23 protein-coding genes and 1 riboswitch are annotated in these 22590 nt (G+C 65.1%); of the genes, 14 read left to right on the top strand and 9 right to left on the bottom strand.

Annotated elements, in window-relative coordinates; translation table 11 throughout:
* Positions 1–11 precede the first annotated feature (11 nt).
* The 5 genes from AB0362_RS13970 to AB0362_RS13950 form a co-directional block, all read right to left on the bottom strand.
* Positions 12–287: a helix-turn-helix transcriptional regulator gene (locus AB0362_RS13970; protein ID WP_317808958.1), complete on the bottom strand. Its 276-nt coding sequence runs from the start codon at positions 285–287 to the stop codon at positions 12–14.
* Positions 288–527: 240 nt separating this feature from the next.
* Positions 528–2306 (bottom strand): cytochrome bc complex cytochrome b subunit, encoded by a 1779-nt coding sequence (locus tag AB0362_RS13965; RefSeq protein WP_317808959.1) that lies wholly within the window; start codon positions 2304–2306, stop codon positions 528–530.
* Positions 2303–3514 carry a ubiquinol-cytochrome c reductase iron-sulfur subunit gene (locus AB0362_RS13960; RefSeq protein WP_317784397.1) on the bottom strand — a complete coding sequence of 404 codons (1212 nt, stop codon included), beginning with the start codon at positions 3512–3514 and terminating at the stop codon, positions 2303–2305. Before AB0362_RS13960 ends, AB0362_RS13965 begins: the two co-directional genes overlap by 4 nt.
* Positions 3511–4359, bottom strand: a complete 849-nt coding sequence (locus AB0362_RS13955; RefSeq protein ID WP_094640137.1) for a cytochrome c — start codon at positions 4357–4359, stop codon at positions 3511–3513. Before AB0362_RS13955 ends, AB0362_RS13960 begins: the two co-directional genes overlap by 4 nt.
* A gap of 83 nt (positions 4360–4442) precedes the next feature.
* Positions 4443–5054: a heme-copper oxidase subunit III gene (locus AB0362_RS13950; RefSeq protein WP_037192869.1), complete on the bottom strand. Its 612-nt coding sequence runs from the start codon at positions 5052–5054 to the stop codon at positions 4443–4445.
* A 151-nt stretch (positions 5055–5205) separates the two neighbouring features.
* Between AB0362_RS13950 and AB0362_RS13945 the strand changes: the two genes are divergently transcribed.
* Positions 5206–5682, top strand: a complete 477-nt coding sequence (locus AB0362_RS13945; protein WP_149406130.1) for a hypothetical protein — start codon at positions 5206–5208, stop codon at positions 5680–5682.
* Between the two features lie 51 nt (positions 5683–5733).
* Positions 5734–6795, top strand: coding sequence for an anthranilate phosphoribosyltransferase (gene trpD, locus AB0362_RS13940; protein ID WP_149406129.1), 1062 nt, complete (start codon positions 5734–5736; stop codon positions 6793–6795).
* A 12-nt stretch (positions 6796–6807) separates the two neighbouring features.
* Here the strand turns inward: trpD and AB0362_RS13935 are convergent, their stop codons facing one another.
* Together AB0362_RS13935 and AB0362_RS13930 are read right to left on the bottom strand one after the other, a co-directional pair.
* Positions 6808–7083, bottom strand: coding sequence for an Lrp/AsnC ligand binding domain-containing protein (locus AB0362_RS13935; RefSeq protein ID WP_068052089.1), 276 nt, complete (start codon positions 7081–7083; stop codon positions 6808–6810).
* Positions 7084–7137: 54 nt separating this feature from the next.
* Positions 7138–8904 (bottom strand): DEDD exonuclease domain-containing protein, encoded by a 1767-nt coding sequence (locus tag AB0362_RS13930; protein WP_317808961.1) that lies wholly within the window; start codon positions 8902–8904, stop codon positions 7138–7140.
* Between the two features lie 147 nt (positions 8905–9051).
* Between AB0362_RS13930 and AB0362_RS13925 the strand changes: the two genes are divergently transcribed.
* The 5 genes from AB0362_RS13925 (at position 9052) to AB0362_RS13905 (ending at position 14082) form a co-directional block, all read left to right on the top strand.
* On the top strand, positions 9052–9333 hold the full coding sequence (locus AB0362_RS13925; RefSeq protein WP_068052086.1) for a hypothetical protein: 282 nt from the start codon (positions 9052–9054) through the stop codon (positions 9331–9333).
* A gap of 115 nt (positions 9334–9448) precedes the next feature.
* Positions 9449–9610: riboswitch (cyclic di-AMP (ydaO/yuaA leader) on the top strand.
* Between the two features lie 18 nt (positions 9611–9628).
* Complete coding sequence (locus tag AB0362_RS13920) at positions 9629–10183, top strand: C40 family peptidase (protein ID WP_068052083.1); 555 nt, start codon at positions 9629–9631, stop codon at positions 10181–10183.
* 314 nt (positions 10184–10497) lie between these two features.
* A complete protein-coding gene (locus tag AB0362_RS13915; protein ID WP_317808994.1) occupies positions 10498–11550 on the top strand; it encodes an NlpC/P60 family protein in 1053 nt (350 codons plus the stop codon).
* Positions 11551–11581: 31 nt separating this feature from the next.
* The gene (locus tag AB0362_RS13910; protein ID WP_317808963.1) at positions 11582–12934 is read left to right on the top strand and encodes a hypothetical protein; all 1353 of its coding nucleotides are present in this window, start codon (positions 11582–11584) and stop codon (positions 12932–12934) included.
* A 23-nt stretch (positions 12935–12957) separates the two neighbouring features.
* Entirely contained in the window at positions 12958–14082 is a 1125-nt protein-coding gene (locus AB0362_RS13905; RefSeq protein ID WP_317808964.1) for a glycosyltransferase family 4 protein, read from the top strand.
* Positions 14083–14092: 10 nt separating this feature from the next.
* On the opposite strand, the gene AB0362_RS13900 is transcribed toward AB0362_RS13905, so the two are convergent.
* Positions 14093–15898 (bottom strand): long-chain fatty acid--CoA ligase, encoded by a 1806-nt coding sequence (locus AB0362_RS13900; RefSeq protein ID WP_317808966.1) that lies wholly within the window; start codon positions 15896–15898, stop codon positions 14093–14095.
* A 136-nt stretch (positions 15899–16034) separates the two neighbouring features.
* On the opposite strand from AB0362_RS13900, the gene AB0362_RS13895 reads away from it, so the two are divergent.
* The 6 genes from AB0362_RS13895 (at position 16035) to AB0362_RS13870 (ending at position 20694) form a co-directional block, all read left to right on the top strand.
* Positions 16035–16427, top strand: a complete 393-nt coding sequence (locus AB0362_RS13895; RefSeq protein ID WP_300522022.1) for a polyketide cyclase / dehydrase and lipid transport — start codon at positions 16035–16037, stop codon at positions 16425–16427.
* A 133-nt stretch (positions 16428–16560) separates the two neighbouring features.
* Positions 16561–16995, top strand: a complete 435-nt coding sequence (locus tag AB0362_RS13890) for an SRPBCC family protein (protein ID WP_068052039.1) — start codon at positions 16561–16563, stop codon at positions 16993–16995.
* Between the two features lie 29 nt (positions 16996–17024).
* Positions 17025–18251, top strand: coding sequence for an ArsA family ATPase (locus tag AB0362_RS13885; protein WP_317808968.1), 1227 nt, complete (start codon positions 17025–17027; stop codon positions 18249–18251).
* 31 nt (positions 18252–18282) lie between these two features.
* Positions 18283–18756 (top strand): hypothetical protein, encoded by a 474-nt coding sequence (locus tag AB0362_RS13880; protein WP_317808970.1) that lies wholly within the window; start codon positions 18283–18285, stop codon positions 18754–18756.
* Positions 18757–18811: 55 nt separating this feature from the next.
* Positions 18812–19786, top strand: a complete 975-nt coding sequence (locus AB0362_RS13875) for an ROK family protein (RefSeq protein ID WP_037192841.1) — start codon at positions 18812–18814, stop codon at positions 19784–19786.
* 179 nt (positions 19787–19965) lie between these two features.
* Entirely contained in the window at positions 19966–20694 is a 729-nt protein-coding gene (locus AB0362_RS13870) for a lysophospholipid acyltransferase family protein (RefSeq protein WP_149406353.1), read from the top strand.
* A 22-nt stretch (positions 20695–20716) separates the two neighbouring features.
* Here AB0362_RS13870 and AB0362_RS13865 read toward each other — a convergent pair whose 3' ends face one another.
* Positions 20717–21925, bottom strand: coding sequence for a glycosyltransferase 87 family protein (locus tag AB0362_RS13865; RefSeq protein ID WP_317808996.1), 1209 nt, complete (start codon positions 21923–21925; stop codon positions 20717–20719).
* 164 nt (positions 21926–22089) lie between these two features.
* Here AB0362_RS13865 and AB0362_RS13860 point away from each other — a divergent pair, with 164 nt between their 5' ends.
* Positions 22090–22581: a polyadenylate-specific 3'-exoribonuclease AS gene (locus tag AB0362_RS13860; RefSeq protein ID WP_094688468.1), complete on the top strand. Its 492-nt coding sequence runs from the start codon at positions 22090–22092 to the stop codon at positions 22579–22581.
* Positions 22582–22590: the final 9 nt, after the last annotated feature.

Raw genomic sequence — 22590 nt, 5'->3', positions numbered from 1 at the left:
AGGTGGCACCCTCAGGAAACGTCGGCCTCCGAGTGGGACCGAACGGCACGGGGCACCTGATCGGCAAGCGAATCGAGGGAGATGTTCAGCGCGCCGCACAACGCGGCGACGGTGAAGAACGCCGGCGTCGGAATTCGGCCGGTCTCGATCTTGCGCAGAGTTTCGACCGAGATGCCTGCTGTATTGGCGACGTCGGTCATGGTTCGGCCACCGCGGGCATGACGGAGAGCAGAGCCGAGCCTGGCACCGCGGGCGAGTTCGCCGGGGGTGAGGGGAACACGGACCATGACACCGATAGTAATACCGGTCGTCGCGAACCCCGGAGCTGAGAACGGGCGACGTATCTGGGATATGGATGGGTCATCCGACGGTGGGGGAGGGGAGGGCCATCGGATCCTCCTCCGCTGAGGAGCCGGCCGTGCTGCTCGGAGGGTGATGCGAAGTGTTCCAGCCCGGATCGGTGTTCGGGGACAACAAAAAGGGCGACACCGTTGCCGGTGTCGCCCTTTTCGAGACTCTGTCAGATGTCAGCGTTCTCTGTCGTTGTCGCTTCGACCCGAAGCGATGGCAGTGTCCTCATCCGAATGGAGTCCATGGCCGTTGCCGTTCGAGTGGCCGTTGCCATTGGAGTGGCCGTTGCCGTTCGAGTGCCCGTTGCCATTGGCATGGCCGTTGCCGTTCGAGTGGCCGTTGCCGTGGATGCCCGCCTGGTAGTTGCGGAGCATCGTCAGCTGCTCGTGTTCACCCTTGTGAAGGGCATCTTCGAGAGCCTTGCTCTGTGCCACCGGATCCGGACTGAACAGCGATCCCGAGCCGGGCTTTCCGGCCGAGCCGAGCTTGTTCATCTTCTTCGGAACGGCTGCGCCCTGGTAATCGAGGGGAATCGGGTGTCCGTGATCGTCGACCGGTCCGAGCGGCTGGTGGATTTCCACGTACTGGCCGTGCGGGAGTCGCTTGATGATTCCGGTTTCGATGCCGTGCTCGAGAACTGCCCGATCGCTGCGCTGCAGTCCGATGCAGAATCGGTATGCGATGAAGTAGGCGAGCGGAGGCATGGTGAGAATTCCGATACGACCGATCCACGTCATCGCGTTGAGCGAGATGTCGAACTTGTAGGCGATGAGGTCGTTGATGCACGAGAGCGTGAGGATCACGTAGAACGTGAGAGCCATCGCGCCGATCGCAGTACGCACCGGAACGTCACGGGGACGCTGGAGCAGGTTGTGATGCGCAGTGTCTCCGGTCAGACGCTTCTCGATCCACGGGTACGCGATCATCACGGTGAAGACGAGACCCATGATCACTGCCACCCAGAACACTGCCGGGATGGTGTAGCGCCCGGCGATGTATATCTCCCAGGCAGGCCACAGTCGTGCCATGCCGTCGGTCCACATCAGGTAGAAGTCGGGCTGCACGCCTGCCGACACTTGCGACGGGTTGTACGGTCCGAGATTCCAGATCGGGTTGATCTGGATGAGTCCGCCCATTGCTGCCAGCACACCGAAAGTGACGGCGAAGAAAGCACCGGACTTGACCGCGAAGACCGGAAGAATACGAACGCCGACGACGTTCTGCTCCGTGCGGCCGGGTCCGGGGAACTGCGTGTGCTTCTGGTACCAGACCAGAGCCAGGTGGGCTGCGATCAGCGCCAGGATGATGGCCGGTAGAAGAAGAACGTGCGCGACGTACAGGCGCGGAATGATGATCGTGCCGGGGAAGTCACCGTCGAAGATGAGCCAGTGCATCCACGTACCGATGATCGGGATGCTCATCGTGATGCCACCGAGAGCGGCGCGGAGGCCGGTGCCGGAGAGCAGATCGTCGGGGAGCGAGTAGCCGAAGAAACCCTCGAACATTGCGAGGATGAGCAGCAGGCAGCCGATGACCCAGTTGGCCTCACGCGGGCGACGGAATGCACCGGTGAAGAAGATGCGCATCATGTGCACGATGATCGACGCGGCGAACATCAGGGCCGCCCAGTGGTGAATCTGCCGCATGAACAGACCGCCACGAACCTCGAACGTGATGTCGAGAGCGGTTGCGTATGCCCTGGACATCGTCACACCGTTGAGGGGGGTGTACGCACCTTCGTACACGACCTCGCTGAGCGACGGATCGAAGAACAGGGTGAGGAACACACCCGAGATCAGCAGGATGACGAAGCTGTACAGCGCGATCTCACCGAGCAGGAACGACCAGTGCGTGGGGAAGACCTTGTTGATCTGGCGACGCAATCCCGGTGCCAGGTGGTAACGACTGTCTACGCCGTCGGCCTGCTTGGCGGCGAGGGTTTGCAATGTACTCATGAGTCACGCTCCGGACGACGTTCCCAGAAGGCGGGCCCCAGCGCTTCGGTGAAATCTCCCGAAGCGACGAGGAATCCCTCTTCGTTGACAGTGATGGGAAGTTGGGGCAGCGCACGCGCAGCCGGTCCGAAGATCGGCTTGCCGTACTCGAGCGCGTTGAACTGCGACTGGTGGCAAGGGCACAGAATTCGGTTGGTCTGCTGCTCGTACAACGATGTCGGGCAACCCAGGTGCGTACAGATCTTCGAGTAGGCGAAGTAATCGCCGTAGTTGAAGCTTTCCTGACCCTTGCGCTTGACGACCGTGCTGGCGTCGTCAGAGCGAAGGCGGATGAGCATGACCGAGTTACGAACTCCACGCAGCGAGACGAGCAGATCGTGCTCGCTTTCGCGGTCCGCTTCACGGAACGGGAATACGGTCTCCATGGCACCAGCGTCCAAGTCCTCGGGCCGAACGAGAACGACATCTTCCGGTCGCCCGGTGTCTCGTCGGAGGTAGATGGTCTCTCCATCGTAGCGAGGAGTCCACCCGGATACCCACAACGGCGAATCTTCGCCCTTGGCCCAGGGATTCTTGATCAATCCACCGAGGGGGAGCAGTGCCATGACGCCGAGCGCGCCACCACCGAAGACGAGCGATCGCTTGATCACCTTGCGACGCCCGATGGTCGACGTGTCGAGCGAATCGCCCAGCTCAGCCACGAGAGTCTTGCGGTCGATCTCGGACGAGCCGCCGTCGTGACGGTCCTGGATGGAGACCTCTTCGGGGATGAACTTCTTGGTGAACTGCACCGCGCCGATACCCACCGCGAGAATCGCCAGGCCCATCGTGCCGCCGATGAGCGGGGTGTACAGCGAGTAGGCCAGGTAGTTCTCTTCGCCGATACCGGAGTACTGCCACGGCCAGAACAGGTAGATGCCGATGAATGCGACAGCGGCGAGGCCGGCGATCGCGAACCAGATCGCGACGCTGCGCTCGGCACGCTTCTCGGCGCGGGTACCTTCCACAGCCCAACGGTTGCGGCGGAAAGCGACATCGACACCGTCGAGGTTGGTGCCGAGCTCGACCAGTTCGTCGCGGCTCATCGCGGCGAGTTCCTCGTCGGTGTACTTCTTGTCCGCGTTCACGCCGTCGGCACCGGGCGCATCCTTGCGTCCGGATTCGTCGTCGTTGCCCGCGTCCTTACGGCCGGAATCGCCGTCGGTCATGATCTAGCTCCGATCCACAAAGTTGCTCCGACGACGGCGATGATGCCGACCGTCCAGATAGCGATCATCTCGGTACCGGGACCGAAACTTCCGATGCTCCAACCGCCTGCGGGAAGCGTTTCCTGGGCCGACTTGACGTACGCGATGATGTCGGACTTCTCCTCGATCGTCAGCTGACGATCGGAGAACTTCGGCATGTTCTGCGGGCCGGTGACCATCGCGGTGTAGATCTCCTGCTCGTTGGCAGGGCCGAGGGACGGTGCGAACTTGCCCGAGGACAGAGCGCCACCTTCACCGGTGAAGTTGTGGCAGGAAGCGCAGTTGAGTCGGAACAGTTCACTGCCGCGTCCGATGTCGCCACCGCGCAGAGACTCCTGAGCGATCTCACCGTTCTCGTCGCGGATGACCGTCGGTCCGCCGCCGTTGGCGTTGATGAAGGCACCGAGGGCGTCGATCTGCTTGTCGTTGAACTTCGGCGGCTTGCGCATCGCCTGTGCCTCGTTGCGAACAGCGGGCATACGACCGCTCGACACCTGGAAGTACACGGCTGCTTCGCCGACGCCGATGAGGCTCGGTCCGCGATCCTGAACACCCTGCAGGTTGGCACCGTGGCACGTGACGCAGGACGTGTCGTAGAGCTGCTTGCCCTCGCGGATCAGCGCTGCCGAATCGGTATCGGCAGTCGCGACCTGAGGAGCCGGCGTCAGAGCCGAGGCGAGGAAGCCTGCGCTCAGGAGGCCCATCATCAGAACGAGAGCACCGGTGATGCGTCGGCGCGTCCTACGCTGCCGTCTCGTCTTGGAGGCGGCGTTGTCGTCGGATGCTGCTGGGGGAGATGTACTCATCTTCTATCCCTTGTCGTGTCGGGACGGACCGAACGTCGGGGGCTGATTCCGTTCGCTCGTTATCTTTGGTGTGCTGACTGTCACTAGCGGATGAAGTAGATCGTTGCGAAGAGGGCAATCCAGACGATGTCGACGAAGTGCCAGTAGTACGAAACGACGATGGCCGCGGTGGCCTGCGCGGGCGTGAACTTACTGACCAGCGTTCTGGTGATCAGGAAGACGAAGGCGATGAGTCCGCCGATGACGTGCAATCCGTGGAAACCGGTCGTGATGTAGAAAACCGAGCCGTACACGCTGCTCGAGAGCGTCGTGCCCTCGTGCACCATGTGGTAGTACTCGTACGCCTGGCCGGCCACGAAGAACGCGCCCATCACCAGAGTGATGATGTACCAGCGGCGCAGTCCGAAGACGTCACCTCGCTCGGCGGCGAACACACCCAGCTGGCAGGTGAACGACGATGCGATCAGCACCGCGGTCACCGGCACAGCGAGAGCGAGGTTCAGCTCCGTCGGCTCCGGCGGCCAGATTCCATTCGCCTGGGCGCGTGCGACGAAGTACATCGCAAACAGCCCGGCGAAGAACATGAGTTCACTAGACAGCCACACGATCGTGCCGACGCTGACCATATTGGGACGGTTCAGCGAGTGCACGCGTTGGGTGATTGCCGATCCTTGAGTCCCTACAGCGCTCGTCACAAAGAGAAGTATGACCCGTCGTAGTACGGAAGGCATATCCGGGTCCGCTCTTGGCGCGTCGTGTTGGAACGAATCCGCGTACGTCCTTGTTCCCGTGCTGGTCAGAGCCTCTGTACGGGCCGGTAGGGTCCAGTCGTGCAAGGCTGGCCTCATGGCAAAGCGCACCGAAGGTGGATGGTTTCGGAGACTGTTCTCGCGATCGACGGCCGAACGTCTGGACCCCACTCGCGAGGACCTCGTGACAGTGGCGAGTTGCTTCGACGATGCACAGGCATGCTCGGCCGTGCTCGACGAAGCAGCGAGGACCCGACCGCTGTGGACGGAATCGGCGGAGGTGGTGCTACGGCATCATCTCGTGTTGCCCTCCGACCAAGTCGAGGACGCAGCAGCGGTTGCGGCTCAGGACGACTACGAAGTGGGGCCGGCCGCCGAACTACCGGAGAGCACCGGCTACCGCCCTCGGGTGGAAGACGGCGTGCCGCTGGTTCTGCAACGTGTTCAGGTACTCGACGCTCTGCACTGCTCGCAGGAACGTTCTCGCATGGCCGGCCTCGCTCAGCGTCGAGGGGGAGCAGTACTGGGGTGGGACGCACTGCAGCCCGCGCAGCCCGACGCAGCGTCTGGCTAAGCTTCCACCGCACCGAGTGCATCGACGGCAGAAGGGCACGGCAGAACCACCATGACCGCAGCGATCAGCGACGAACAGCCGCGAACCTGGCGTCGAATCCTCGGCGCGTTGACGAACCACACCGACCTGTCCAGCGCCGACACCGGCTGGGTCATGGACGAGATCATGGCCGACAACGCGACAGCCGCGCAGATCGCAGCCTTCGGCGTAGCGCTGAAGATGAAAGGTCCGACGCCGGCGGAGGTCAACGGACTCGCCGAATCGATGCTGGCGCACGCAGTGCTGGTGCACACCGACACCGACGCCGTCGACGTCGTGGGGACCGGAGGAGACGGAGCGGACACCGTCAACATCTCCACCATGGCAGCCGTCGTCGTCGCTGCCAGCGGGATCCGAGTCGTCAAGCACGGCAACCGCGCGGCGTCGTCGAAGAGCGGCACGACCGACGTGCTCGAGGCATTGGGGGTCCGAGTGACCCTCGGGGCCGACGCAGTCGCGTCGAGCGTCGAGCAGGTCGGCATCGGCTTCTGCTTCGCACCGATCCACCACCCCGCACTGCGCTTCGCTGCCGCACCGCGCAAGGAAATCGGAATCCCCACGGTCTTCAACGTGCTGGGGCCCCTGACGAACCCCGGGCGCCCGCGCGCAGGCCTGATCGGCTGTGCGTTCGAGAACCTGGTCCCCGTCGTCGCCGACGTGTTCGCCGCCCGGGGCAGCTCGGTGCTCGTGGTCCGCGGTGACGACGGACTGGACGAGATCACCCTGTCCACCACCACGACAGTGCACGTGGTGTCCGATGGTTCGGTGACCGTCGAGACGATCGACCCGCTCGACTACGGCATCTCCCGAGCGCCCATAGAAGCTCTCAGAGGTGGAGACGCCGAATTCAATGCAGCAGTGGCGCACCGAGTGTTCGCCGGAGAACAGGGTCCCGTCCGCGACGCCGTACTGCTCAATGCCGCCGCAGCCATGGCAGCGCACCACGGCGTGTCCGACGACCTCCACGCCCGAATCGAAGCCGGATTGGCCACTGCCGCAAAAACAATCGATTCCGGTGCAGCAGCACGGCTACTCGCCGACTGGGGTCGATGCACCACCGAACTCGCCGGCTGACGAAGAGCGCAGTTACTCGCCTATCGAGAACCCGGCTTCGACATCGGCACTCGAATAGGACTGGAACGCAATGTGAGTGGTGGTGCTGCGCACCCCCCGCACACGATTGATGTGCTTGGTGATGACCTCTGCGATCGACGCATGATCACGAACTTTCACGATGGCGATCAGATCGACATCACCAGCACACGAATAGACCTCCGACACCCCGTCGACATCGGCAACGGCCTGCGCCGCCTCCGGAATCAAGTCGGCCTCGGCGTCGATCAAGACGATGGCATTGATCATGTGCGCTCCTCAAGCATCTCGAGCTCGGTGTCCGACGCGAGCTACCCCCAGACCCTAGTTGCTGCCGTACCCCGACAGTCGTCCCGCAGGCTCCACTCCTGCCCTGAACGGTCGTTCCGCAGGCTCCACTCCTGCCCTCGCGGCTTCTCTCGCCGTCCGACACCACGACTCCCACGAACCCGCCGACCGTGCCGGGCTGCAGTACCCACTGCTCGTGCGCACGATCCGGACTCCGTCCGTGCGCAGCCAGGCCGCAATGAGTCCGACTTCCTCCGGGGGCGCGCCGCGAAGCGGGGTCGTATCGGGCACCACCGTTTCGGCCGACGCGGTGATGGCATCGACGACGGGCATCGGATGCACTCCCCGCGGCGCGACGGCAGCGCCGGCCAGCCGGCCGAAGCGCACCACGATCAACTCCCACCCGCCGTCGGCCGTGCGCCTCGCCGCAACCAGTTCGGCAATGGCGGCCACTGCTGCCGATCGGTGCATCCGGCGCAGTGCGTCGACGGTGATCGCGATTCTGTCGCGCAGACGGGCAGCCGTCTCGTACAGCTCCTTGTCTGCTAGCTCGGCGACGCGGCGGCGCATGGAGTACAGAACGGCGTCGTCCTGGCCACACACCAGCGCGAGAAACTGCGTCGGGGCATCGGAGTACTCGTCGGCCGTCAACGGGCCGGACAGTGCCGCAGGGCAGCCTCCGACGTCGGTCGCCGGGCACTGGTCACCGTGCCGAACCGAGCGGGCCAGACGGCGAGTGCACGTACGCAGGCGGCAGAACTCGGCGACGAGCGCAGCGGCCTCTGCGGCGTCACCGCGAACCGAGAACGGTCCGAGACTGTTCGGTGCCGGGGTGCGGACGATCGACAGGCGAGGGAACGCCTCGTCGGTCAGGATGATCCACCACCCCTTCCTGGGAAACTTCGAGCGGCGGTTGTACGGCGGGATGTGCGCCGAGAGCAGACGTAGCTCGCGGACTCCGGCTTCGAGCGCGTGTGCACACTCGACGTGGTCGACGCGGGTGGCCAGTGCGACCATCTCCTTCATCCGGCCTCGGGTCTCCGAGCCGGTGAAGTAGTTGCGCACGCGTCGTTTGAGGTTGTTCGACGTACCGACGTACAGCACCTCGTCGCACGGGCCGCGGAACAGATAGACGCCGGGCGTGCCGGGAAGATGAGCGGCCAGCCCGCGTTTGGCGCGCTGGCCGGCCGACACCGCGGGTAGGTAGTCGACCAACTCGGCGTAGCTGTGGACACCCTGATTGCCCACGCGTTCGATGAGGCCGTGCAGAACGTCGACCGTGGCCCTGGCGTCGTCGAGCGCACGGTGGGTAGGCCTTGTGCCGGATCGGAACAGAGTCGACAGCGCGGAGAGCTTCACCGACGGAGCCTCGTCGCGCGTCAGAACTCGGCGAGCCAGCTTGACCGTGCACAGCACCTGGAACCGTGGCCACGCGATGTCGAGACGGCTGGCGGCGGCCTTGAGGAATCCGGTGTCGAAGCCGGCGTTGTGCGCTACCAGCACCGAACCTCTCGCGAACTCGAGGAAACCGGGCAGAACCCGTTCGATGCGCGGCGCACCGATGAGCATCGCCGATGTGATGCCGGTCAGTTCCACGATGTACGGCGGAATGGACCTGCCCGGGTCGATCAACGTGGCGAACTCGCCGAGAATCTCGCCGCCTCGAACCTTGACTGCCCCGATTTCGGTGATGGCCTCGGTGTCCGCGCTACCGCCGGTGGTCTCGAGGTCGACGACGACGAACGTCGTCTCGTGCAGCGGGGTGTCGAGTTCGTCGAACGTCAGCTGGATGGGCAGGCTCACCGGGACGACGTTAGGGCCGACCTCCGACAAGAACGCTCATCGCGCTGTCGAACGTCGTCGTGTCACGGAACCTGTCGGTGCCCGTCGCTATCTTTCGCTGAGTCGGCCGATTCGGCCGCCGGAAACCGTAAAGAGACAAGGATCACAATGATCATCGATTGCAGTGACTGCCTGGTCCGTGACATCGCCTGCGCGGACTGCGTCGTGACGGTGCTTCTGGGGGCTCCGGGGATGCCGTCCGGATCGGACGGACGGCGGGTCGGTCCGCCGTCTCGTATCACTCTCGAGCAGGAGGAACTCGGTGCCATGGGGGTGCTCGCCGATGTCGGTCTCGTGCCCACTCTCAAGCTCGTGGTGAACGACGACGACATCGCCGAGGTTCCTTTGTTATCGACTCGTGACACACCGGGGGATCAGCGCGCCGGCTAGCGAGAATCGAGCCGAATTCGCTCTCCTCGGCGAGTTGGGGTCGACACGGGGGTACGCCATTTCGTAACCTTCCTGAGACCTTGCGGAGTCTCGCCAGTCCAAACCGGAGTGGCGTCGCAAGTCACCGCCTAATCGTTCACTCGCGAGAGTGTTCGTACCGGGAACCCGATATCTACTGGGGTGAATCCCGCTGAGCCACCACATGGTGGCCGGTGGGTAGGGCTGCTCTTCCCAGCCCGAACCCGTCAGCTAACTCGGTCGGCGGACGATAGGAAGAAACGGAGCACCATCTTTCGTGGCGTCACAACTTTCCAACCGAACATTGCGGCGAGTCCTCGTAGCCGGAGCGCTCACGGCAGGCGTGGTCGTTCTTCCCGCTGCACCCGCAATGGCGGCCCCCCTCACCATTCCCGGCGTCGGAACCTTCGAGATTCCTGACATCCCGGGCCTTCCTCCCCTCAACCTTCCGGGTGTGCCCGCGCCGGGTGCGCCGTTGGCACCGCAGGTCACCCCGGCTGCGAAGGCCGTTCAGGCCGCAGAATCCAAGATCGGAGCACCGTACGTGTACGGCGCTTCGGGTCCGGATTCGTTCGACTGCTCGGGCCTCGTCCAGTGGGCGTACAAGCAGGCCGGCGTCAGCTTGCCCCGTACGAGCTACGACCAGGCCGCCGCAGGCACTCCGGTCTCGCGCGACAGCCTCGCCCCCGGCGACGTCGTCTCGTTCTACGACGGCTCGCACTCGGGCATCTACGTCGGCAACGGCAATGTCGTGCACGCATCCACGTCCGGCGTGCCGGTCAAGGTTGCCCCGCTCGACTCGATGCCGTTCGACGGTGCTCGCCGTTACTGACTCGAGCGATCGACGTTCGTTGTGAACCGACCGACAGGGTCGAGCCGTTCATCGGCTCGACCCTGTCGGCGTATCCGGACACGGACTGCGCGACACGCCGGTTCGGTGGACAGGGAAGGATCCAGTTCGTAATCTGATCGAGACCTGGTCGATGTTTATTTTGTGACCTGTCACCTCGAACCCCCGTCGATTTCGGACCGTGTTCACGTCCGCGCCCGTAAGAGCATGGGTATGGTTCGTTTTCGGACTACTTTTCCAACCGTTGCCTCGGTCGAGGCAACATCTGTGAGGACGGAGAGTCGCTTTCCGTGGCGATATCGAGATCTACCCGAGCGTTGCGTACGGCCCGAAACTCGGTGGTTGCGCTCGCGCTGACCGCATGCATCGCCGTGGTGCCGACGACGGCGACCGCGCAACCGGGATTCGGTTCGGCATCCGACGCGCAGACCGAACTCGCCGAGCTCTCTCGCCAGTCCGAGCAGACCACCGAATCTCTGCACGATGCTCAGATCGATCTCGACGCCAAGAACCAGCAGCAACTCGACGCTCAGGCCCTCGTCGACCAGAGCCGTGCCGCCGTGGACGCAGCGCAGGCGCAGTTGGAGCAGCTCAAACCGGCCATGGACAAGGTCGCCAACGTCAACTATCAGGGCGCGCGGACCAACCGACTGTTCGCCGTCATGGTCAGCGACTCACCACAGCAGTTGCTCGACCAGATGTCGGCGCTCGACGTGATCTCGGCGGAGACCGCCGACCAGGTCGCCCGATTCAAGCAGGCCAGCTCGGATGCAGAGACGGCCGAGCAGGCCGCGACGACGGCCGCCGAACAGGCACGCGTCGCCGCAGAGCAGGCCAAGGCCGTCAGCGACGATCTCCAGGCCAAGCAGAGTGAGCTGCAGGGACAGATTGCCGAGGTCATGGCCGCCTACAGTGCGCTCTCGTCCTCGGAGCAACTGTCTCTGGCCGGTTCGACCCTGCCCGACGGGTTCGACCCGTCCTCGATTCTGCAGAACCTGACGCCGGGATCGGGAGCCAGTGCGCTGCAGGCCGGCCTGACGCAGATCGGCAAGCCGTACGTCTGGGGCGCAACCGGTCCGGATGGCTTCGACTGCTCCGGGTTGGTCGTGTGGGCGTACAAGCAGGTGGGCAAGACGCTGCCGCGATCGAGTCAGGCGCAGGCGGCGGGCGGAACTCCGGTGGATCAGAAGGATCTGCAGCCGGGTGACGTCGTCCTGTTCTATCCGGACATCTCACACGTCGGAATCTATGCCGGAAACGGCAACGTGCTGCATGCCTCCACATTCGGTGTGCCCGTGAAGGTGCAGTCGATGGCATCGTTCCCGTACTACGGGGCGCGTCGATACTGAGGTCGTGTCTCGACGACCGACGAGTGGCGGCATGAGCACCTCGAACCGACCATCCTGGTTGCACGTCCTCCTCCGATCGTCATGGCGGCGTTGGCTTGTCGTCGTGGTCGTCGTAGTGGTGGCCGTCTCGGTCGTTCTGATTCACCGATTCGACGGTTCGTCCGCGGCAGGGACCGCCGAGGTCACCGTCGGCCAGGACCCGCCGACCTACGATCAGCAGCGCCGCGCCGATGTGACCGTCCTCCTCGACCAGTGGGCGCGCGCGGTTCGTTCCGGTGATCTAGACGCACTGCGCGATGTGATGGATCCGCAGGCCGACCCCGGCTTCGTCGAAGCGCAGCTGCGCCGGGCAGCAGTGGTACCCGGCGTCCCTTTCGCCGAATTCGGCTACGACCTGGGCGACGAGCCCGAGACCCCGGTGCCGCCGCCGATCGCCGCGGCGCTCGATTCCACCGATGTCTGGGCACCCTCGGTGTATCTGCGGTACGCGGTCACCGGCCCGGACGCATCGCCGACGCGTCGGCCGGTCTCACTCGTCGTCGCCGAGCGGGACGGTCGATGGCGGTTGGTCGACGACGCGGATCTGACCGAGTATCGACGCCACACCTGGCGTGGGCCGTGGGACTTCGGCCCTCTCACCGTGCGCTCGGTGGCCACTGCAGCCGGGACATCTGTGGTCATGGGTCATCCGGACCGCGATCGGTTCGTGGAGAACCTTGCGGCCGAACTTCCGTCGGCAATCGCGGCCGTGACCGACTTCTGGGGAGACGACTGGGCGCGCGACGGGCTGGTTTTCGTCGCATCCTCGGCGGAGGAGTTCGCCGAACTGACGGGGTCCGATCCGTCCACCGACGTGGCTGCGGTGACGGTGTCCGACGCGGTGGCGGCCGACGGCTCCCGTCCGACGGGTCAGCGGGTGGTGTTCGGTCCCGACGCCGCGTCGAGGTTGACGCCGTTCACCGTGCGCTCGGTTCTGCGGCACGAGTTGACGCATGTGGCGGCGAGGGCGCGGACGTCCGACGATACGGAGCTGTGGGTGTCGGAGGGGTTCGCCGACTATTCCGGGTATCGAGGGTCCGGTGCCGAGTTCGCGCAACTCGCACCCACTCTCGCGGCGATCGTGGCGGCGGGTGGGCCGCCGACGGTGCTGCCGAAGAACGAGGACTTCGGTGCCGGTGGTGTTCGGTCGAGTGTGGCCTACGAATCGGCCTGGTCGGTGTTCGCATTCGTGGCCGATCGCTTCGGGGAGTCGACCCTGCGTTCGCTGTACGAAGCGCTCGCGTCCGAGAGCCCCACCGATTCTGCATTCGAGTCGGTGCTGGGACTCGACCGGGCACAGTTCGTGTCCTCATGGGGTGACTGGGTGGCTCGCCAGGCCCGCTGAGACGGGGCGCTACGGTTGACGCCATGCGTCGTACCCTGCTCCTGACGAACGACTTTCCTCCTCGCCCGGGTGGTATTCAGTCCTACTTGCACAGCTTCGCCTCGCAGCTGCCGGCCGACGAGCTGGTGGTCTACGCCCCCCGCTGGCGCGGCGACTCGCACGAGAAGTTCGATGCCAGGCAGCCTTTCGAGGTGATCCGGCATCCGACGACCCTGATGTTGCCGACTCCGCTCGTCGCGCGTCGTGCGGCTCGAATCCTGAAGTCCCGAGGCTGCGATTCGGTGTGGTTCGGTGCGTCGGCTCCGTTGGCAGTGATGTCGTCGTACCTGCGCAAGGCCGGGGCCGATCGCATCGTGGCGAGCACACACGGTCACGAGGTCGGATGGTCGATGGTGCCGGGCGGGCGGGCGACCCTGCGCACGATCGGCGAGAACACCGATGTGGTGACCTACGTCAGCAAGTACACCCGGGGGCGATTCAGCTCGGCGTTCGGGCGGACCGCCGCCCTCGAACATCTGCCGCCCGGAGTCGATACCGATCGCTTCGTGCCCGACGACGCAGCGCGCGCGGAACTTCGTGCCCGCTACGGCCTCGGTGATCGCCCCACCGTTCTGTGCCTGTCCCGGCTGGTTCCGCGCAAGGGTCAGGACGTCCTGATCCGGGCGCTCCCGGGGATCCGCCGGGCCGTCGACGGAGCGGTTCTGGTGATCGTCGGCGGCGGGCCTTACGAGAAGACTCTGCGCGAGCTCGTCCGATCCACCGGCATGGAGCAACACGTGGTGTTCACCGGCACCGTGCCGTCGGCGGAGCTCGCCGCCCACCACACGATCGCCGACGTGTTCGCGATGCCGAGCCGAACCCGAGGTGCCGGTCTCGATGTCGAAGGTCTCGGCATCGTCTACCTCGAGGCGTCTTCCTGCGGTGTACCCGTAGTCGCGGGCATGTCCGGGGGTGCGCCGGAAGCGGTGCAGCACAACAAGACCGGCCTCGTCGTCGACGGCACGTCCGTCTCGGACACCACCGACGCGATCGTGCGAATCCTGTCCGATCGCGCGCTGGCGACGCAGATGGGCAACGCCGGCCGCGACTGGGTGGACGCGGAATGGCGCTGGGACGTGCTGACCGAGAAACTGCGTTCGTTGATCTAGGCAGTACGGCTCAACGGGAGTAGATCGACTCGATCTCGTCGGCGTACGACTTGGTGATGACGTTGCGCTTGAGCTTCATCGTGGGAGTGAGCTCGCCGTTCTCCTCCGAGAAGTCGTGGGGGAGAAGTCGATACTTCTTGATGGACTCCGCATGCGAGACGGACTTGTTCGCGTCGGCGACGGCGGCGTCGATCTCCGCGACGAGTTCGGGGTCCGTCTGCAGATCCGCCGCGGTGGCGTCGGCTGCCTTGCCGTGTGCGGATTTCCAGCGATCGAACGCATCCGGATCGAGGGTGATGAGCGCGCCGATGAAGGGCTTCTGATCGCCCACGACGACGGCCTGGCTGATCAGTGCACCCGCCCGCAGGTGGTCTTCCAACCCGGCGGGTGAGACGTTCTTGCCGCCTGCGGTGACGATCAGTTCTTTCTTGCGACCCGAGATCGTGATGTAGCCGTCGTCGTCCACGGAACCGAGATCGCCGGTGCGGAACCAGCCGTCGTCCAGCGACTCGGCGGTCGCGGTCTCGTTGCGCCAGTAGCCGTCGAACACGACCGGTCCGCGGAGTTGGATCTCTCCGTCCTCGGCGATGCGCACGGTGTTGCCGGGCAGTGGACGCCCGACGCTGCCCACGCGTTGGAATCCGATGGTGTTGACCGCGAACGCCGCCGTGGTTTCGGTCAGTCCGTAGCCCTCGTAGATCGTCACGCCGATGCCCCGGTAGAAGTGGCCGAGTCGGGAACCGAGGGGCGCTCCGCCGGAGATCGCGAGTTCACACTTGCCGCCGAGCGCTGCTCGCAGTTTGCCGTACACCAACTTGTCGAACACGGTGTGTTTGGCGCGCAACACGATTCCCGGACCGCCCGTATCCTGCGCTTCACTCCACGCCACTGCGCATTCGGTGGCGAGGTCGAAGATCTTTCCCTTGCCGTCGGCGTGCGCCTTCTGCTTGGCGGTGTTGAAGACCTTCTCGAACACTCGCGGAACCGACAGGATGAAGTCCGGTTGGAACGTGCCGAATGTCGCGACGAGATTGGGGATGTCGCTGGTGTGGCCGATGGTGACCCCGGCGTCGAACGACGCGATCGACACTGCACGTGCCAGGACGTGCGCGAGCGGCAGGAACATCAGCGTGCTGCGGCCCTGTGTCATCAGCGATTTCAGCGACGTCTCACGAATCCCGAGTGACTCGGCGAGCAAATTCGCGTGGGTCAGCTGGACGCCCTTGGGGCGACCGGTGGTTCCCGAGGTGTAGATCAGGGTTGCCGGGTCGGACGAGACGAGTGTCGAAACCCGTTGGTGCACCTCGTCTTCGGTGACTTCGGCACCACCGTCGAGCAGTGCCTGCACAGCGTCGGTGCCCGCCGAGTTCGCGATGACGAACGTCTGTCGGACCGACGGGGCTGCTGCCACAACGGACTTCGTCTCCTGCACATGCGCGTCGTTCTCGAGAATCAGTAGGGCCGGCTCGGCGTCTTCGAGGATCCACTCGACCTGACCGGCCGAGGACGTCTCGTAGATCGGTACCGTCACACCGCCCGCGGCCCAGATCGCGTAGTCCACGACCGACCACTCGAATCGCGTCGACGACATCAGTGCGACCCGATCGCCCTGCTCGATGCCTGCGGCGATCAGACCCCGTGCCACCCTCACCACCAGGCGCTCGAACTCGGCGGCGGTGACGTCGACCCATTGTCCGTCCACTGTGCGTCGGAACACCACCGCGTCCGGCGAGGTGCGGGCGCGAGCGAAGACGGTATCGACAGCCGAGTCGGTGTCCGCGATGGCGTATTTGGCGGCGACGGTGAACTCGCGCACGGGATTACCTCCGGATAGAACTTGGGGAGAACGAAAGTCGATAGCTCGGCTTCACAGATACTCTAGACCCGGGCTCCCGGCGTCGAAATACGCCTCGACGCGCACGGCCCCCGACCCGGTGTGTGAAGCTCTGTCGATGAGCAGTATTCAAGTTGCGGATCAGACATTCGTGGCCGCCCCCGGCGTGCGGGTGGCGCAGGCGTTCGCGTCGCCTGCACGGTGGCGTCGATGGTGGCCGGATCTGAACCTGACGATCACCGAGGACCGGGGTGAGAAGGGGATCCGCTGGGCAGTGCGCGGCGGTGTGGTCGGAACGATGGAACTGTGGCTCGAGCCCGCGCTTGACGGGGTGATCGTCCATTACTTCCTGCACGCCGAACCCGCCGCGGGCGCCGACGTGGCAGCGCACCAACACGCCCGGCGGGTGGCCGGACGTGCGATGACGTTCGAGCTCAAGCGAGAGCTCGAGGCCGGTCGGTCTGCAGGTGAAGCACCCCACCACGTAGCGTCGACTTCAGCTCGCGAATGAACCGCGCGGTACGGTCGGCCGGTTCGCATTGTGCGTCGGCGGATCGATCGTGTGAGATAGGCCTGCGCGAGTTCTGCGGCACCGAAGCGAACCGAGCTGATCGAAGTACCCGAGAGGAAGCGGACCAGTAGTCATGGCGGAGAAAACCCAGAGGTCGATCGTCGTCGAAGCTCCATCGAGCCGGGTCATGGACGTCATCGCCGATTTCGACGCGTACCCCACGTGGGTGTCGGCCGCGAAGTCCGTCGAGGTCCTCGAGGTCGGTGCGGACGGCCGCGGCAAGCGGGTCAAGTTCGTGCTCGACGCCGGGATGGTGAAAGACACCTACGAGCTCGAGTACGACTGGGCAGCCGACGGCAATTCGGTCTCCTGGAACCTCGTATCGGGCGAAATGCAGAAGTCGCAGAACGGCTCGTACACGTTGAAGGAGACCGGCAGCGGCACCGACGTGACGTACGAGCTCACCGTGGATCTGAACATTCCGATGATCGGTCTGTTCAAGCGCAAGGCAGAAAAGGTCATCACCGACACTGCACTCAAGGAATTGAAGAAGCGGGTCGAAGGCTGAGCGAAGCTCGCACCGAAGCCCGCACCACGGTGTTGCTGTTCCTCGGCAAAGGTGGTGCGGGTAAGACGACGCTGGCGGCTGCGTCGGGGCTACGACTCGCCCAGGCCGGTGAACGGGTTCTGATCGCGTCCGTCGACCAGGCTCACTCGCTCGCCGATGCATTCGCGGGGGACGCCGAGGTCGAGGATTCGTCCCGTGTTCGTTCGATCGCACCCGGCCTCGACATCCTCGAGATCGATACGTTGAGGCTGCTCGAAGCTCGGTACCGGGGATTGGGCTCACTGTTGGCCGTGGCGTCCGCGGGACACGAGCACGGGGTGAGCTTCGGGGCGATCGAACCGGAGGAGTTGCTCGGTCTCCCCGGAGTCGAAGAGCTGCTCGGCATGCACGAGATCAGCCGTCTTGCCGACGAGAATCGCTGGGACACAGTGATAGTCGACCTTCCCGCATCGGCGGATGCCTTACGTACCCTGCAGTTGCCCGACACCGTCGCCGCATACGTCGAGCGGATCTGGCCTCTGCACGCTCGGATCGTTGCCGGCACCGGTTCCGATGTGCGGCTCACTCTCGTGGTGGCGATGATCGAGCGAATCCTCGCCCAGATCGACTCCGTCCGGTCCCTGATCGCCGACGCCGACCGTACCGGGGCGACCGTGGTCGTCACCGCCGAACAGCTCTCGATCGTCGACGCGGAACGCACTCTGTCGGCAGCTGCTCTGCTCGGAATCAGAATCGATCGTGTGCTGGTCAACAGAATCCTGCCGAAGCTCAACGCATCGTCGGTCGGTCTGGTGGGCGCTCATCCGGCCGTGTTCTGGTTCGAGAGGTGGCGGGCGGCGCAGCTCGACGCGGTCGCCGAGCTGCGCCGACGCATCGGTACCGTGCCGATCGTGGAGGTGGAGCAGGCTCCCGGTGAACCGGTAGGGTTGAGGCCCTTGCAAGATGTGGCCGATCGCCTCGAACCGGACTCCCTCGAACGGCGCGCGCCGGGTTGGGGTGAGCAGCCTTCGGTCGTGCTCGAGTCGGGTGGCGGACTCGAATCCGTGTACGCGATGAGAATGCTGCTGCCGGTGGTGGATTCGACGACCTTGGGCCTGGGGCGAGTGGAGGACGACTTGATAGTGAGTGCCGACGGGAGGCGACGGCGCATCAGATTGGCGTCGGTGCTGCGTCGGTGCGTGGCCGACTCCGCCGAACTGGACGGACCGTGCCTGGTGGTGCGTTTTCGTCCGAACCCCGACGTGTGGCCGCTGTGACTCCGACTACCCCGACGGCCGGGGTGTCTCGATGACCTCGGACCATTCCGAGCTGGGGGCGGACCTGCTGGCCCTGGCGGAGACCGTGCTGACGCGACTCGAGCCGATCCTGCGTCGCGTCGCCGAGACGCAGCAGGATCGTGACCGCCAGGGATGCAGTTGGTGTCCGGTCTGCGCTCTCGCGGCACTGGTGCGCGGGGAGCGCCACGATCTCGTCGAGCTCGTGGCCTCCGAGAGCGCCGTGGTGATCGCGCTGTTGCGTCAGTTGCTGGCCGATCACACGACCTCCGGGGCGACGCACTCGGCAGCGCAGGCTCCGCCGACCTCGCCGCCACCGGGCACTGCCGCCGAGCCCGGGTCCGGTAGTGCCGGTGTCCACTCGGACCCCGCGGAGGTCGCGGACGTGTCGATCGACACGAAACTTCAGGGCGATCGTCCCGCTTCGTTCGTTCCGATTACCGTTCGAGTGAAGAATTCGCGTTCGGACGAGCAGGAGCGTCCGTGATCGAAGCGACTCGGGTGCAGCCCGCACGGGGGACGGGCGAGGAAGGCATGAACGAATGAAGCGGCACCACCAGCGACTGACGGTAGGCATCGACGTGGGCGGGACGAGCCTGCGCGCGTCCGTCGTCGACGAGGACGGGCAAGTCCTCGATTCGACGGCCGCTCCCACCCCGCACACTGCGCGCGCGCTCGAACGCGGTCTCGACCGCGCCGTGCAGGAGCTTGCCGGGCGACACGACATCGCGGCCGTCGGGCTCGCCGTCGCCGGGTTCATCGACTCCGATCGCACGACGGTTCTCTTCGCCCCGCATCTGCCGTGGGTGAACACCCCTGTGGCGACCGAGATGAGCATGCGCATCGGTCTGCCGGTGTTGCTCGAGCACGACGCCAATTCTGCGGCGTGGGCCGAGTATCGCTTCGGTGCGGCGTCCGGGGGTCGCAACGTGGTGATGGTGGCCATCGGCACCGGAATCGGCGCGGCCCTGTTGATCGACGGCAGGATCTATCGGGGTAGCCACGGTGTGGCACCGGAACTTGGTCACATCCAGGTCGTGCCGGACGGCCGGGCGTGCCCGTGCGGCAAGCGCGGTTGTTGGGAGCGGTACTGCAGCGGCACCGCTCTGGTGGACACCGCAGTCGAGTTGCTGGCGGCGGACCCGGCGTCCTCGACGACGCTGGCACGTGAGGTGTTTCTCGACCCGGGTTCATTGACCGGCCGCCGAATCGCCAGTGCCGCGCACGAGGGTGACTCGATCGCCCGCCGCACGATGGAGGACTTCGCGCAGTGGCTCGGCGTCGGGCTCTCGATGGTCAGCGACGTGTACGACCCCGATCTGATCGTGCTGGCCGGTGGAGTGGCGACGTCGTCGAGTCAGTTCCTCGCTCGCGCGACCGACAAGTACGCGGAGTTGGTGACCGGTGCGGGGCATCGCCCCCTGGCGCGTATTCGCAGTACTCAACTCGGTGAGGCAGCAGGCATGATCGGGGCCGCGGAGTTGGCCCGGGCGCAGTTCGTCACCGGCGTTCGCTGACGGTTCATCGCCGGCTTTCTGTGACCTCGGTCCTGGTGTCGGCGATGATGTGGCTGGTGTCATAAACCGTGGGTACAGTTCACTACGCGGCACGGTTCGAGGACGCACGGCCGCAGTCGATTCGCTTCAGGGCGAGGCGGCACCAAACGATTTCCCGACCATCATCAGGGAGCATGTCAATGTGGTACTGGCTGGTTAAGTACATTTTCGTCGGCCCCCTTCTCATCGCCCTGGGTCGGCCCACGATCGAGGGTGCGGAGAACATCCCGACGGAGGGGCCGGTCATTCTGGCCAGCAACCACAAGGCCGTTCTCGATTCTTTCTACCTTCCGCTCAAGACGCCTCGACGCATCACCTTCCTCGCCAAGAGCGAGTACTTCACCGGACCGGGACTCAAGGGCAAGTTCCAGAAATGGTTCTTCACCGCCGTCGGGCAGGTGCCGATCGATCGCACCGGAGCGGACGCGGCACAGGACGCACTCAACGCAGGCGTGCGCGTGATCGAAGCAGGCAAGGTTCTCGGTATCTACCCCGAGGGCACTCGGTCACCCGACGCGCGGTTGTACAAGGGCAAGACCGGGATGGCGCGTCTGGCACTGCAGACCGGAGTTCAGGTGATTCCGGTCGCGATGATCGGTACCGAGAAGATGAACCCCATCGGTTCGCGCGTGTGGCGTCCGGCGAAGGTCACCATCCGGATCGGCAAGCCCATCGACTTCTCTCGCTTCGAAGGGATGGCCGGCAATCGTTTCGTCGAGCGTGCGGTGACCGACGAAGTGATGTACGACCTGATGTTGCTCTCCGGTCAGGAGTACGTGGACGTGTACGCCGCATCGCTGAAGAAGGCTGCACCCGAGGCGGAGTCGGCTCCGACCGCGCAGCGGATCCCGGATTCCAAGGCGAGCTGAATCTGCTCGACCCGCTCCGTGATCAGACTGCGGAGCGGGTGCCGACTGTCCTATCGGTTCGGTCGGTCCAGCCGATCGCGGCCACCGCGATGATCGACGCGAGCGCCCACCACACGTAACCCGAGGCCGCGAACTGGTCCACGAGCGGCCAGCCGAGACCGCTCCATCGGCCCTCACCGAGCTTCCAGTGCGGCGGGTAGACCATCAACGCCAGCCCGACGGCCACCAGAGTTGCCAACAGTGCACTGCGGCGGCGGTAGCCGAGGACGGCGAGCACCACGGTGAACGGGATGGCCCACACCCAGTGGTGTGACCAGGAGACCGGCGACACCAGCAGTCCGAACATGGCGTTGATCGTCACGGCGAGGGCAGTCTCGCCTGCGGCGAACGCCTTTCGCATCGCTATCGCCGCGATGGCAAGGACCACCACCGACAACGCGAGCCACAGGATCGACCGAGGCAGTTCGTCCAGCCCGAGCCGCGCGAGCACTCCGGTGATCGACTGGTTGGGCGGGTAGGCCGGACCGCCGATTCGGTCGGAATCGACGATCGTCTCGGTCCAGTACTTCACCGAGTCCGACCACGTCAGCGCGAAACCGACCGCGGTGAACACCGCAAAGCTCAGGACCGATACCACAGCGGCTCGAAAGTCCTTGCGCAACAAGAAGAACAGTACGAACACTGCGGGGGTGAGCTTGACGGCAGCCACGAGTCCGATCAGCACACCTCGGGGCCACGGCGTCTTCTTCGGCAGGCAGTCCAGTGCAACGAACGCCATCAGCACGATGTTGATCTGCCCGTAGTTCAGCGTCGAGGTGACCGGCTCGAGAAGCAGCACGGCCACGGCGAAGACTGCTCCGGCAGTCCACCACACGAGCGTGCGAGGACGCACGCCGAGCGAGGTGAGGGTCGCCACCACGGTCACCAGCAGCAAGAGCATGGACAGCACGGTGACCGCGATCGAGGCGGCGTACAGCGACACCGACGACAACGGGCTGAAGATCGCCGCGGCGATCGGGGGATAGGTGAACGGCAGCGTCGTACCGGTCGCGATCGGCGGCAGCTGACCGTAGAGATCCCCGCCCTCGGCGAACACCTGACCGCCGAGTCGATACACGTCCAGATCGAGTCGGTAGTGCTCACCGAGCTCACGCAACCCCGGAAAGCCGTTGAGATGGAACAGCACGCCGACGAGAGCACCGATCAGGACGAGAACCCTGCTCGACGCCACCGCCCAACTCGTCCACCGGCGTCGCGTCGGCGCCGCCGGCTCCGATGCTTCGGCGACCGGACGGTTGGTGTCGGGCGGAGTCACTGGCGTTGCCTTTCAGGGCTGTTCGGATCGGGGCTACCGGTACGCGGGGGACGTGTCGGGGACGCGCTAGGGTGAGCCGCGTGCGCTACTTCTACGACACAGAGTTCATCGAGGATGGTCGCACAATCGAGTTGGTCTCGATCGGTGTGGTGTCGGAGGACGGCCGCGAGTTCTATGCGGTGTCCTCCGAGTTCGACCCCGAGCGCGCCGGCCGCTGGGTTCGACGCAACGTGCTTCCCAAGCTGCCACCGTACTCGTCGCCGCTGTGGATGAGCAGGTCGCGAATCCGGGACGAACTGCTCGAATTTCTCGTTCCGCACTACGGTGCCGAGGTCGAACTGTGGGCGTGGGTGGCGGCGTACGACCACGTGGCGCTCTGCCAGCTGTGGGGCTCGATGACCGAGTTGCCGCGTTCGCTGCCGCGGTTCACCCGCGAGCTGCGCCAGCACTGGGAGGATCGCGGCAGTCCCGAGCTGCCGTCGGTGCCCGACGACGCTCACGATGCCTTGGCCGACGCGCGGCACAATCTGGCGAAGTTCCAGACGATCGAGGAGTACTCGCACCGCGGGTGAACACCCGTT

Source organism: Rhodococcus sp. NPDC079359 (assembly GCF_040702585.1).
Classification (GTDB): domain Bacteria; phylum Actinomycetota; class Actinomycetes; order Mycobacteriales; family Mycobacteriaceae; genus Rhodococcoides.
The sequence above is the reverse complement of the archived record's forward strand: the minus strand, read 5'-3'. Positions and strand labels throughout refer to the sequence as shown.